The sequence below is a fragment of the Methanogenium organophilum genome (assembly GCF_026684035.1).
GTDB classification, from domain to species: Archaea; Halobacteriota; Methanomicrobia; order Methanomicrobiales; family Methanomicrobiaceae; genus Methanogenium; species Methanogenium organophilum.
Window position 1 is genome coordinate 68,824 of the sequence record NZ_CP113361.1, and the last position, 13,584, is coordinate 82,407.

13 protein-coding genes are annotated in these 13,584 nt (G+C 41.3%); 8 read left to right on the plus strand and 5 right to left on the minus strand.

What is annotated here, in order from left to right; translation table 11 throughout:
* Positions 1-440: 440 nt before the first annotated feature.
* A complete protein-coding gene (locus OU421_RS00355; protein WP_268186587.1) occupies positions 441-1,154 on the minus strand; it encodes a hypothetical protein in 714 nt (237 codons plus the stop codon).
* 342 nt (positions 1,155-1,496) lie between these two features.
* On the opposite strand from OU421_RS00355, the gene OU421_RS00360 reads away from it, so the two are divergent.
* Positions 1,497-2,201 carry a hypothetical protein gene (locus OU421_RS00360; protein WP_268186588.1) on the plus strand — a complete coding sequence of 235 codons (705 nt, stop codon included), beginning with the start codon at positions 1,497-1,499 and terminating at the stop codon, positions 2,199-2,201.
* A gap of 135 nt (positions 2,202-2,336) precedes the next feature.
* Positions 2,337-3,317 carry a hypothetical protein gene (locus OU421_RS00365; RefSeq protein WP_268186589.1) on the plus strand — a complete coding sequence of 327 codons (981 nt, stop codon included), beginning with the start codon at positions 2,337-2,339 and terminating at the stop codon, positions 3,315-3,317.
* A 4-nt stretch (positions 3,318-3,321) separates the two neighbouring features.
* On the opposite strand, the gene OU421_RS00370 is transcribed toward OU421_RS00365, so the two are convergent.
* The 3 genes from OU421_RS00370 to OU421_RS00380 form a co-directional block, all read right to left on the minus strand.
* A complete protein-coding gene (locus OU421_RS00370) occupies positions 3,322-3,780 on the minus strand; it encodes a DUF6884 domain-containing protein (protein ID WP_268186590.1) in 459 nt (152 codons plus the stop codon).
* A gap of 10 nt (positions 3,781-3,790) precedes the next feature.
* Positions 3,791-4,666: a GIY-YIG nuclease family protein gene (locus OU421_RS00375; protein ID WP_268186591.1), complete on the minus strand. Its 876-nt coding sequence runs from the start codon at positions 4,664-4,666 to the stop codon at positions 3,791-3,793.
* 897 nt (positions 4,667-5,563) lie between these two features.
* On the minus strand, positions 5,564-6,760 hold the full coding sequence (locus OU421_RS00380; protein ID WP_268186592.1) for a tyrosine-type recombinase/integrase: 1,197 nt from the start codon (positions 6,758-6,760) through the stop codon (positions 5,564-5,566).
* Positions 6,761-7,439: 679 nt separating this feature from the next.
* Between OU421_RS00380 and OU421_RS00385 the strand changes: the two genes are divergently transcribed.
* The 4 genes from OU421_RS00385 to OU421_RS00395 all read left to right on the plus strand — a co-directional run bounded on the left by OU421_RS00385 (position 7,440) and on the right by OU421_RS00395 (position 9,610).
* A complete protein-coding gene (locus OU421_RS00385; protein WP_268186593.1) occupies positions 7,440-7,895 on the plus strand; it encodes an EVE domain-containing protein in 456 nt (151 codons plus the stop codon).
* A gap of 28 nt (positions 7,896-7,923) precedes the next feature.
* On the plus strand, positions 7,924-8,826 hold the full coding sequence (locus OU421_RS00390; protein WP_268186594.1) for a DUF5655 domain-containing protein: 903 nt from the start codon (positions 7,924-7,926) through the stop codon (positions 8,824-8,826).
* Between the two features lie 294 nt (positions 8,827-9,120).
* Positions 9,121-9,258, plus strand: a complete 138-nt coding sequence (locus OU421_RS13035) for a zinc ribbon-containing protein (RefSeq protein ID WP_407659773.1) — start codon at positions 9,121-9,123, stop codon at positions 9,256-9,258.
* Positions 9,259-9,331: 73 nt separating this feature from the next.
* Positions 9,332-9,610: an HNH endonuclease gene (locus OU421_RS00395; RefSeq protein ID WP_268186595.1), complete on the plus strand. Its 279-nt coding sequence runs from the start codon at positions 9,332-9,334 to the stop codon at positions 9,608-9,610.
* Between the two features lie 463 nt (positions 9,611-10,073).
* Here OU421_RS00395 and OU421_RS00400 read toward each other — a convergent pair whose 3' ends face one another.
* Positions 10,074-10,745 (minus strand): hypothetical protein, encoded by a 672-nt coding sequence (locus tag OU421_RS00400; protein WP_268186596.1) that lies wholly within the window; start codon positions 10,743-10,745, stop codon positions 10,074-10,076.
* A 1,053-nt stretch (positions 10,746-11,798) separates the two neighbouring features.
* Between OU421_RS00400 and OU421_RS00405 the strand changes: the two genes are divergently transcribed.
* A complete protein-coding gene (locus OU421_RS00405) occupies positions 11,799-12,617 on the plus strand; it encodes a tetratricopeptide repeat protein (protein WP_268186597.1) in 819 nt (272 codons plus the stop codon).
* A 161-nt stretch (positions 12,618-12,778) separates the two neighbouring features.
* Positions 12,779-13,447 carry an endonuclease dU gene (locus tag OU421_RS00410; RefSeq protein ID WP_268186598.1) on the plus strand — a complete coding sequence of 223 codons (669 nt, stop codon included), beginning with the start codon at positions 12,779-12,781 and terminating at the stop codon, positions 13,445-13,447.
* Positions 13,448-13,584 lie beyond the last annotated feature (137 nt).

Here is a 13,584-nt window from a genome sequence, read left to right on the forward strand (position 1 = left end):
CTATCGATTTTCTGGATTAATTCAGTCTGATTTTTTGATAATTCATCAATTGTGTCTTTTAATTTGTTAATTTGATATTTCCCTTCACTATCATGTTGATCATTAATTGTGTTTGCTATTACAGAAGTTACTAGAGCAATCATTGTGATAGTGAAACTAAGGCTTTTGAATTGGTTTAACTGGTATTCGGGCACTAAATAGATTCCAAATGCTATTCCAATAGTCAATAAAAAAATATTAATAACACCGTAATTTGGAGACCCAGAATAGTGGAAGCAACTTTGTTCAATTTTGTTGTTTTAGTCACTATAGCAGTAAAGAATATACATAAACAGAAGAAAACTGAAAGTCCAATAATTACAGGTGAAACCATATTAATCGATTATATTATTATAATAATAAGTTTTTGTCTATTTTAATGGGGCAAGTATCTTTGATTTCTATTTGTATAACAAAACAATTAATCCAATAAACGCCGGAGTGATTAGACCAAAGGAATAGCCCATCATATGAGCAAAGACATTTGCATTTCCACCAATCTCTGAAAGCATATACCAAAGTGGTAATAAACAAACTATAATGCTCACAAACAGCAATGAGAATGTTATCTTATTGGGATTTTTATTATAATTTTTTTTAAGAATAACTTCAAAAAACCACCAAAGAATGAGAAATAATGCAAAACCCAATAGTGCTGAAATAATCCCAGAAAAACCAAATGACCATGTACTGTCGATCATTGCTTTTTTGAAATACATAGTTGTTGCTGAAATAATGAAAGGTAAAATGAAGAGAAATATGAAAAAAACCCCGAAAACATTTTTCCATGATATTTTAATTTCGTAAGCGGGCATTACAATAAAAATCATCCCAGATATTATTCCCATAACGAGCACTGTGACCCAAAAATTGTTAGTAAAATGGCTCATATCGGATACTGAATGAATATAATTTGAAAAAAACATTCCCGATATTGTTGGTTTTTCATAGACCAGTGCAACGTACTCGCAAGAAATATTTAAAGGAATTATCACAGTATAAAGAACGAATTGTAGCAATAAAATAAGAAATGGCAAAACAATTATAAATAATATAATATTAATTAAATCACTTATTTTTAGCTGAAAAACCCTTTTTATTATAGGAGTATTCATCAAGTATTTATAATTCATAAAAACATCTTGAAATAATAAGTTGCATTTTTACAAGATAACTATTACCCCGAACACAAGTTTAGGGCTATAGTTATCTATCTATTTTGCAACTATTGAACCTAATAGTAAAATTACTGATTAACAATCGATTTTTAATAATATTGTTGACCCACATCAGCTTTGGATAATAATTTTTAGGTACTTTTCAATTGGTTTTGGTAAATTTTGTCCGAATATTTTGCATGTTACAATAATTTCCTCAACATCACACTCATCCGTGATTGTTATCCTCAAATGGTCTCTAAATAAAAATTGGGGAATTTTCATTTAGGACACACTGCTATGACCCTCTCACAATCCCAACATGATACCATCAACCAATTCCTTCAGGAAAATGACATGCCCAACCTCTATCGGAGATATACCTGGAAAGGGGACAACTGGGAAAAAGGGTTCCCGGATCTCTATCGTCTGGAAGATATGTGCTCGAAGGCAGCGATGGAATATTCACTCAATACGACTCACCTGATGGAAATTGCGAAATGGGGTTCCCTTCGCAATCCCAAACAGATCTCCTGCCCTGACCCTATCGGGATAACCCTTTATATCGACAGCATGCCGGCCATTTGGTTAGAAAAAGAACCCGAGAACGCTGTGTGTATCCTTGAATGCAAGGTCCGTGGTTTTGGACCCACCTATTGCAGTAAGATCCTCCACTTTTCCGTTCCTCAGATATTTGGGGCCATTGATACACGGTTGGTCCGGGTCTTCGGAAAGGGAGATAGTCAATGTGGGGGTCACTATCAACTCCTTGAATTATCTGTTTCTCTATCGGGAAAACGGTGGCAGATTCCCCCATCTCAGGTAAAATGGCCCGGAGAATATGGTACATGGGTTCAGGTTCTCAACGATATCGCAAATACCATGAACAGCGATGGAATTTCATGTCCCCATCCGCCACAGTATCTGCAATCCGGGCGACGGGAAGAGGGAAATGGCTCCCAGCAGATGTTGAAACAGCTCTTTTCAGCTATGCATCACAGGTAGTGAAAGAAGAGAAAGGGACGACATGAATTCTCTAAGTGGGCAAATAATTGATTTTTTTCTTCATGTTCTCCCCTCTTCCTATTCCAAAATCACCATTCAAAAATCCTATCTCCCATGTAATTTAATACCTCAACAATGAGAAAACCCCGGCAGGAAATCAAATCCCCTCAAGATCCATCCTCTCCCCGGTATGCCGATATCACCCTTGACAACAACCGTGAAGAAACAGATTCAACCAAAAACCGTCTTGCCACCGTTTCTCAGGAAATTTGTGGCCTTGCAGCAGAAAACTCCTCCACTGCCTGGCTCGCAACCATCACCCTCGATAACGCCCGTGATGGAACCTCTTCAACCAAAGACCGCCTCGAAACTATCTCACAGGTGATAACAAACCTTGCAGCAGAAGGGTATCCAACCGGCGGAGTCCTTCTCTTTCCAGGTGGCTGGCTGGATGCAAGGGAAGCGGTTCCTGATGCTGATTACTGCAAGAGAACAACGGCTACACTCGCACCAGCCCTTCAGGGAACAGGGCATACTGTATGTTTCGGTATTGACGGCGGAAAGGATGCAGAAGGGTTTGCCCGAGACCAGCTGGCCCTTGCCGTACGTGAAGGGGAAGGCATATGTGCAATGGGCCGTAAATTTGCTCCCTCACCGCAGGAAGTGGGGCACGTCTCTCTCTGTAAGAATTTCGCAGCGGGTGAGGCAGGGTATCCCCGGAACTTCACACACCGCGGTAAGACATTCTTCCTTGCTGTCTGCTATGACGTATATGGCATCAGCCATGGCGCCGGGCCGAACCCCGGTGCTGACGCAGTCCTAAACTGCGTCCACTGCTTCTACCCACAAGGACAGGGGCCATCGGGCGTACAGTATTTTGCAAAATTAGGTTTTGCTGGAGCTTCAAAACAGTGGGGCTGCCCGGTATTCGGAACAGCAGTATTCTACGACCGAAACATGCCGGTGCGGTGGCCGACAGGAGTGATGTGGACGTCGGGGGAAAAAAGCACGAAAAAATGGCGGTATGATGAGAATCCGCTTGTTCCGTCTGTGGTTTTTGGGATGAAAAAAGATAAGGGAAAGATCACGGTCCGGGTTTTTGACGGGGGGTGGTGAATATTTATTTTATGCTTGATTTTTTATTCTGTATTGAATTTTTAATTGCCCTTTGCATATGTCCAATTCCTGCACAGTCCTTAAATGGAAAATGGATATCGACTTGATAATCTTCAAAACTTTCAGAAATTCTCCTGCGATAATTGTCTCCCCCAAGACCAATAATCTGGTTGTACTGGAAAAGATTTTGAATCAATATCTGCTCTTTGAGGACATATTTTGAAACCGGATTTGTCTTTTTGTTATTGAAGGAAATATCATAATCTTCAATCATTGTATCCGGATCGATAAAACCATATTTTGCACTTAATATGACCCACCTGTCTCCGAAATTATAGGCATAATCCCTGTTTAATCTAAAAAATGTGCTTGTATAGGCGTCTTTTGCTGCTACAAAATTCAGTTCCGACTTTTTATCCCATATTTTTGCCTTACCGCACGGAACAATGACCAGTGTTGTCATATTTTAATCCTCATTCCAAATTTTTGAACTGATATTTCGGGGGTCTGTTATATTCTGAAAAAAAACCTGCGATGAGGTCATTCTCCCATTCATGTAATTGATACTCCCTGATTTCCACATCAGTCATACAGACAGCAACTTCAGGATCACCCTCCCAGTTCTTATTTACATGGCTGTTTAGTCGTGATTTGAGTGATGATGACTGCCCGATATACACCACCTCATCACCAAACATAATTTTGTATAATCCGGGACTATTTCCACAGTCACCTCCACAACCTTTTGTAAGTGGTATCGGGCCTTTCCAGTCAAGATCCATCCAGTCTGCATTACATGGTGAACCTTTAAGATTCAATGGTGGCAATGAGGGGCCGCCTGAAATGTTTATTTCATCTTCCGATAACCTGTCCCCCCGTCTTCCGGAACTTCTGCTTGAGGACTTGAAATATTGGGGATGAAATCGTCCAAAATTACAGAGTGTTGATTCTCCTTTTTCAAGGCGATATCTCCACAGAAGATATGATTCAAAACCCTCTCTCATCTGTTTGGAATCTCTTTTTGTCAGTTCATTAAACTCTACTGACGCAACGGAGCATTCAAATTCCCATCCTTCTGCATCTCTCCAAGCCCAAAGTGATGGGGCGGCAGTATGCGGGTCATTAAATGGCATCTCAGATTCGGATCTGGTATATATTCTAAGTTGGCCCATTCTCTCCCGAAGAGATCTTCCAGTCTGCCCGATATACATGAGAAAATCCTTCTGTATTGGTCGTATACGGTAAAGTCCCGAAGTATTGGAAAGGTTTGAGAGCTCTTTATTGTAATTCTGTAAAGGAGCCCACCTACTCCATTTAAGACTGCACCATGAATCTGAGAAATAATCCATATTAATCCTAGTTTAATTTTATCCCAGATGTCCCATAACTATGTGGTTCGATTCTTCCGTTTTCACGAGGTTGTCAATTGCACCCTGCCCAATGCCTCTTCAGTCTTTGTAACAGGAACCGTTGAAATCTGTACGAATAATTCGGGGATTTGTGAGTAGAAGAGTTACAGGATTATTTACCAGAGTTTGCAAATCGGGTGCATAAATCGGAATTGAGCCATTTCTTCAATCCCTTCGGAAGAAACCTTCTACATGAGATTTAGATGTATTTTATCTACTCTTTGCTGTTCCATTTTGAGTTCATGCATATACTCCTGTAATACAGATGTTTCTTCGAGAATGTAATTATTCGATACTTCGTTAGGTAATATAATCATTTCACTATCAGGTATCATAACAGAAGGGTGGACATCCCAAGTCTCAATGCCGGAGGAAAAAAATCTTCATCTGTCTAATGTTAATCAGATAGGCTCCCCCCTTCCCCATGCTCCTGTCTAAAAATTTTCAAAAAAACACTCCCTTCTCTTACACACCCCAGTGCAATGTACATATTTGTACAAAAAAAATCCATTTTAATCGCGTGAATGTTTCGGGCGAGATTAGAGACCAATACCCTCGCGCTCATGATGGAATAATTAAACTGATGGCACCAAGGACCTAGGATATCGACTATACTCCCCTCCGCAAACAACATCCCTGCGGCCCTTCGGATCTTATCATTCATACCAGCACCTCCGGATACAAAGGATTTTGTGGAGGCGGCAGAAACAGATGGTTTGGGTATAACAGATGCAGTCTCATCTCCCATCACAGCATTAAGATCCTTCGCATCGGTTGTAGCGTCGCATATCTGTTTTTAATTCAGGGCAAAATTAAGCCATGAAAGGAAAAAATTGTTTAAGGAGCATTGGCGAGTAATTCAATAATCTGCTCCTTTGAAAGCTCACTGAGCAATTCTTTAATCTTCGTTCTATCAGCTACAGCCCCCTTCGTTAATGCAAGACCACATTTGTTACAATATTCCATAGTAGGTCCGTTGATCGTATAACACCGGGGGCACTGGCGGGCCTCAAGCGGTGAATCTGCCCTCTGGTCTTCAGTGACAATCCCTTCATGCAAGGCGACCTCATTGTCTATGTCAATATCCGAGAGATGGGCATAAACCGCAAACATCGTCGTCGTGAGATTTCCCCAAAGCATTTTTTTGATAACAGATTCTTGATAGCCTTTCCGGATAAGGTCGGTAATTCTGCTATGCCGGAAGAGATGGGGATTTATTTTTCTCTCGATTCCTGCACGCTTTGCAATTTTCGTGATTTTCTTCTTCAATCCCGCATACTGGACCGGCTTACAGGAATCAAGGGTGAGGAATACATGATTATCACCGACCGGCTCAAAAGGATAATCATTCTTCCACTGTGCAATGTATGCTTTACTCATAACCAGTGGTATATGGCGTGGTTTTCCCGTCTTTTCTGCGGTGTTTACCACTACATTCCATTCGTTAAATTTAACCTGCTTCCATTGCAGGGTACCGAGCTCACTGATTCGGAATCCTCCATCCCATAGCATTGAAATGATCGCCCGGTCCCTGGAATTCCAACAGGTCTGAATCATCCTCAATGCCTCTTCCTCGGTAATCAGGTCTTCTACGGTGACCGTCATTTCGTCCGTGGCCGGCACCCGTATTTTCATTATTTTTTTCTCAGGTATGGAGGTGTATTCATTTTCAACCATCCACAAATAGAGACGCTTAATGAAGCGGACATAGTCACTGATTGTATGGGAGGAGTATGGTTTTCCGTTCTCCCGTGTGTATCCTTTCAGTTGTTGTATTCCCCTGTACAGATCACCGGCCTGGTTCTCCCGGAAAGGACCAATAAAGGTTCTCCAGTTTATGAGGATAGAATAATGTTTGTATACCCTTTGTGGGTTCATATTTATCGATATTTCATCGACAAATTCTATCAGGAGTGCTGCATCATCGGGAGTGATCTTTCCTTCAGCCAGTCCTTTTGAAATGGCAGTTTTTGCATACTCTTCGTATTTTTTTGCGGGTAAATGAAACCCACTATGTCTGGTAACGTCTGACATTAGAACTCAATATGTGACAATACTATTAATACTTTTCTTAGGGAACACATACCGGTTGTATACATCCCCTCCAACGGCTTCGGGCATTCATTTCCAAATCTCCCCCATAATCCATTAATATTCCTATTCTAAACTTTCTTTCATGAGAAGTATCACAGCACCAACCAGAAATGCATTAATTTTCATTATGTCAAACCTTCCTATGCAGACAGGTCATTTGAAAAAGCATTGAAGGAAGACCGGATTACTCAGAATAAAATTGATCTCATTCATTAATTCATAACTGAACTTCAGGCGTCACAAAATATCGGCCTTCTGAGAACAAACAAAATAGTCTACTCTCTTGTAAACTGGAGACGTTTTATCTGTCCTTTCAGAGAGGCAAAAATCTCTGATATTTACAAAGCAATTTCAGACCTGAAATCTGCAAATAGTGACAGAAGGAGACCTTACAAAGTCAATACAATTCATGATTCTGAAAGTATAGTTAAATTCAACCTCTCGCATCAGAAATACATTAAATTTAATAGAAATAATATGCGAGCATTAAAACAAGAATTAAAAAAAGAGTTGTTAACATATTATGAAAAATATCAACCTTCAAAAGTGTAATTTGATACCTTCTTCTATTTAATTTCTTAATGAACTTTATAAAATTTCAAACACTATTACTATTTTAATGACAATATGGATTGCATCAACCAACCGGAACAATTGGGAAATCATAAAAAATAAGAATCTTTGGGGTGTGCCAAAGCGAAATAAAAACAGCATTGAGAGATCGAAACCTGGAGATAAAATCCTTATATTTGTCAGGCAGGAAAAAGTAGGAGATGCAATTCTTCCGTCTGCAATAACAACAGCCTTTGAGATTTCATCAAAGCCTTTTGAAGATGAAACAGAGGTTTTCAAAAAGCCTGTTACAATGCTAGGAGAAGAGGTATTCCCATATCGTGTCAAATTAAAGCTTATTAAAATATTCAAAGAGGAATTTGATTTTAAGACTCTAATTTCAAATCTGGAGTTTATTACAAACAAAAAACAGTGGACGGGGCACTTGCGAACTGCAATGAGAACTATTCTTGAAGAAGATTATGAATATATGTTGAAAGCCGCTGAAACTCCGAGAGGTTAAATGAATGGGAGATATTCGTATTTTTAGTATGAAAGATGGCAGTGCATCTGAATTAAAGGGGTATTCAGTAGCTCTAGAAAAATCACTTCAGAATTACATAGAAAAGAACCTTGAATCTATCCTTGGAATTACATTTCTTGGGAGTGAATATTCAACAGGCAAAACTCACGGGGGCCGTATTGATACAATAGGAATTGATGAAAACGGATTTCCAGTAATAATTGAATATAAAAGGGCCACTAACGAGAATGTTATCAATCAGGGCTTGTATTACCTGGATTGGTTACTTGATCATAAAGGGGAATTTGAGTTAAATGTATTAAAAAAACTGGGGAATAAATGGGGAGAAAAAATAGACTGGAGCAATCCTCGTCTTCTTTGCATTGCCGGCGATTTTACAAAGTATGATCTTCATGCTGTTCAGCAAATCAATCGAAACATTGAGCTTCTGCGATATCGCAGGTTTGACCCTGATCTTCTTCTTCTTGACCTTGTTAATGCAACATCTGCACAAAATGGAAGACCAACTGAAATTAATAAGTCTCTGAGAGGAGAGAGAAAGAAGGAAAATGTTCATAAAACTTTCACGGAATTTTTGGAACAATCTGATGAAGATTTAAAAGATCTTTATGAAGAATTACGTGCATTTGTCGAAGCATTAGGTGATGATGTTCAAACAAAAGTGCTTAAATTTTATGTAGCATTTAAGAGAATCAAAAATTTTGCATGTGTCAATATTGCACCACAAAAAAAAGAGATTACTGTCTGGGTAAAAATTAATCCAGACTCGATTGAGCTTGAAAAGGGTTTTCTTAGGGATGTAAGACAGATTGGTCATTTTGGAACTGGTGATCTTGAAATTATTATAAAAAATAATGATGATCTGGAAAAAGCTAAAGTTTTAATTTTGCAGAGCTATGAAGAAAATTAGAGAACTTTATTAAATTCACTCATATAAAATTCAAACAACCCCCTCCTTCCCATTCTCCTATCTCAAATTCTCCCATAACACTTCTCACAAATCGCAAGCTTCAGACCATCCGCGCTAAACAAAGCTTTCCCATCATTATAAAGACTGCACCGGCCGAGATCAGCACTCACCTTCTTAATATGAAATTTTCACTTTCACAGCACACGGCTATCAATTATAATACATGACGAAACATGACAATATTATATCACAATATTAATTATATTGTGTAATTTAAAAGGGAGGTGAAAATAAATGTATAATACAGGGGAAAAACCCGGCAAGGGGGACTACAAATGTATTCACTGTCTCCAAGTAATTACGCTTGACGACAACAGCGATACTTTACCGCCATGTCCAAAATGCAGCAGAACAGAATGGGTGAAGAATTAGAACTCTTCTCCTCATTTTTAAATCATAAGTCCAGACATATGAAAATATTTGAAATTCAAATTGGAACTCAGACATGGCAACAAACACAAAAAAAGACAAAGCATGGAATAATGCAAAGACAGTAAGAGGCAAAGATCCAAAAAGATACAGAAAAGATCCATATGGAAATGTAATCTGTATATCATCGTATGGCAAAACAAGTCCTATGGGTTGGGATGTTGATCACATAGAGCCAAAATCAAAAGGGGGCTCAGATTCAACCAGAAACCTTCAGGCCCTCAATGCTTCTGTAAATCGAAGTAAAAAAGATAGTCAAAAAAAGAAAAGCCGGCATTCAAAATGCAATAAATGATGAGAAAATTTAATGAACAATATTACGAAAATAAAAATCCACGTGGTGGTTACCATGAGGTTCATGAGTAAAAATGTCCTAGACTCTCTGAAGTGTTGGAACGAACGGATCTAGGATCTTTTAACAATTGCAAAGATGTAAAAGCAAAAACCATTTATTCAAATTCGGATGGATGCTTTTACAGTTCAAAGAGTGCCATCGACACTAACCTTTTTTGAACAAATCTCCTTTCTAGAATGATTATATAATTATAAATTGTATTTATATTCTAAAATGACATCATTCTAATTAACTTTGGATAATTATCTATTTAGGGTGTTCAGACCGCCCTCTTACTCTCTTTATCCTGCCACTTCAGATATTGATATACTGAAATAACCAGCGATGCAGTCGTAGGACTTTGCACCTGTCATATGTTTTTCAAAAAATTGGTATCATAATTATCTATGAAAAGTAAAATGATTTAAGTTCTCCAACAATCGTCACGATACTCAGCGCAAAGTTCAGCATGATATTCATCCATCAATCTTTTGTTTTCATAAATTCCAACACATAGACCATCAAGAGCCTGCGGTAGCCAATTTGTCACTATAACCAGATTTTCAATATTCAATACAGCGATCGAATCTTTCATTAGAGGTTTGCTATTTATGTCCACCGGATAACGGAAGGTTTGTGCTTTTTTATCCTGACAAAGTTCTTTGACAAAATGATCTATTGTAAGAAAAATCTCTCTTCCTTCTTTATCAAGGTCGGAGTATTCTTTCCATTTATAGACTTCTTTTAGAATTTTTTTGCATTCTCCCCACAGATTAAGCAAATCATGGTGGCCAGGAAAACCTCTCTTTTCTCCTAATAGCGGTCGGCCAATTTGTATGATTTCTTTGAACCTAAGTTCAAGGTAATGTGAAAAAAGGTAGAATATGGGATAGCCAAAGGTGTCGCTGTTAAGTCTTCCTTCCAGTACAGATTTTACAAGTTCATCAACTGCAATTAGGTAACCCCTTGCATATGTTCCCCATATCTCTTCAGTATTTCCCATCCCTGCACGATATACATATCCAGCATTCCGATAATCTTCAGCAGGTTCAAATAATGATAATTTTCTGTCAGGTATAGGAAAAAGAAAGTCCATTGATTTACTTTTGTAAACTGTGATTATTTAATTCCACTCCTCCCATTCTCCTCCCTCAAAAGTCTCCCGTAACACTTCTCACAAATCGCAAGCTTAAGATCACAAGACCTAAACAAAGCCTTCCCTTCATCTCATAATCCACACCGGCCGAGATCAACACTCGCCCTCTCAAAATTCGCTGCACACATAACACCCGGCAGCGGATGAGTGAAACCATTCTCGTTTGCACTTTTGCACTGGGTTTCACTGACTTGCACCGGATCTGCCCAATGTCCCGGCCATCCCCATAAAACAGCAAATGGATTATCGCGTCTGAGAAGTTACGGTCCGGGAAAACCAGATAACAGCAATCAGTGGGCGTCTTGCTCCAGAGGAGGTTGAAGTTTCTCAGCTTGCCACCTTCGGTGAACTCTGCTCCTCTCCGGATCATGATCCAGTAAAAGGTATCCAGACTGGCGACATTGATCACATTCCAGGACTGACAGGCCACCACGAACCGAACCCCCAGGGATCACGACAGGACACTACCACCACCACCACACCTGTCATAAAACACCTGAAAACCTAGGTAATTACACCTTTTTTTTTGAGTGAAAACGTCCGGAAAAGCCGCCTTTTCAAACATACCGAAATGACTTTGAAAAACGGCCAAATTGTGCATCATTTTCAATATTGCAGAATTATTGGGGACCATATTGGGTGCGTCATTCACACCACATTTGAGAGGACGTATGGGTCGGGTCAGGGTGAGAAACACCCTCTCCGGCCGTCTGTGAGGATGCGTTTTTCCGGGGCAGAGGTCACCCCAAACCCAATTTAATCGCCAATTATGCGCCAATTAAGCTTTATTTGCCAAAACAGAGACATTCTCCGGAATACAGAGTATCGTATGTGTCACCACCTCCAAACAACAATGACCATACCTGCATACGCCATTATCACCTTCACCAAGGCCAACGCCAAAGCGAGCACCGTGTCTCACCAACCACCCCAACCACCCCAACCCCCATTCAGTAATTTTATATTTCTCACTGGAGAACTGAACCACTAACAATGAAGAATACGACATCACCAAACCGGGCACTCCGGGCACTCCTCGCACTCCTCCTCATCGCAGGACTCGCCATCATCTCCGCACACCCGGCCGCGGCCGCAGGCCCAACCGCGACCGGTCTCACCGCCGTTCCCGCCGAACTCAACATCACCAGGGCCACGGCAACAATGAACACCGCGTTCGATGAAGGCAACTGGCCGCGGGCCGCTGCATATGCAGAGCTGATCACCAAAAATGACGAGAATGCCCCCGCCGACGTATGGTGCAAATGGGGATATTCCCTCAGAAAGATGGGAAAGTATGACGAGGCACTGGCTGCCGCAACTGTTAGTATTGAGAAAAATCCGGATGATGCAGCAGCCCTCCTGAACCGCGGCTACACCTATCTCGCCCTCGGTGAATACCAGAATGCACGCCTTGACGCAGAAGAAGCACTCCAGATCGAACCGGATTCCGCCAGTGCATACAACATCATCGCCTCAGGCCTCCTCGGAGAAGGCGATGCGAAAAACGCCCTTGTTGCCGTTGACACCGCGCTTGCCCTCCAGCCGGATCATGTCAATTACCTCAACACCAAGGGCGTCATACTCATGGAACTGGGCAAATATTCGGATGCCGTAACCACCCTCACCCGTGCCGTTGAATTGCAGGACACCTACATCGCCCCCTACCCTGATGCCATCCCGCCGGAAGAAAACCTCAGGACTGCCCAAAAGCTCTATGACGAGAACCAAGCACCGGTCGGGCTCATCATCGCTGCCGCTGCCCTGATCCTCATCATCGGTGCGGGCGCCATCTTCCTGCAGAAACGGAAATAACATTACCATTCCCCCCACATCTCCCCTATTCCCTACGAATTTCAATTCACATTCCAATCCAATCCCGATTATATCCCAATCCAATCCCATTTCTGCATAAATCCAATTCTATCCTGATTCAGTCCACACAGAAAATTATCACAAAGGAAATCTGTTACAAAATGAACAAGAGCAGGGGGATGCTCGTCCATCACACCGCCGACACATTCAATACCCCCCACACCGAAAACAGGCATCAGAGATCACCAATGCTTCATTTCGAGAAAAAAGGAATCCGCATCTTAGGCATCGCCGAGAGCTACCGCGGACGCGAACAGTCTCTCATCTGCGGCATCGTCATGCGGCGGGACAGAATCATTGACGGATGCGCCTTCTCCCGTGCCACCGTGGGGGGAATGGACGCAACAGATGCTGTCCTTGCCATCTGGAGTTCCCTCGCACGCGACGACATACAGGCCATCATGCTGGGCGGCACCGTCATCTCCTGGTTCAATGTCATGAACATCAGCCGGGTGCACGAACACACCGGACTCCCGGTCATCTCCGTCACCTATGAAGACTCCCCCGGTCTTGAAGATGATATCCGCTACCACTTCCCCGGCGATACAGAACGACTCGCAGCATACATCGCCCTCGGGAAGAGAAAACCATGCGAACTTGAAACAGGAGAGACCGTATACCTCCGTGCAGAAGGCATCACTCTCACAGATGCCGTCCGTGCCTGCAATATCTTTACCGCCCAGGGAAAAATCCCTGAGCCAGTACGGGTGGCGCGTATCGTTGCACGGGGCCATCTCCCGGATCATCCGGAAGCAAAAGACAGAGATTGAAGAACACAGCTGGAAGACTCCTGCAAAAATCCGACAAAGAAAACCCAAACAGATTAGATTGAAACGCAACCGATTCTTTTTGAAATTCAATAGAAATGAGATTCATCTCCAAATTTCTGAACCAAATAAATTCCACG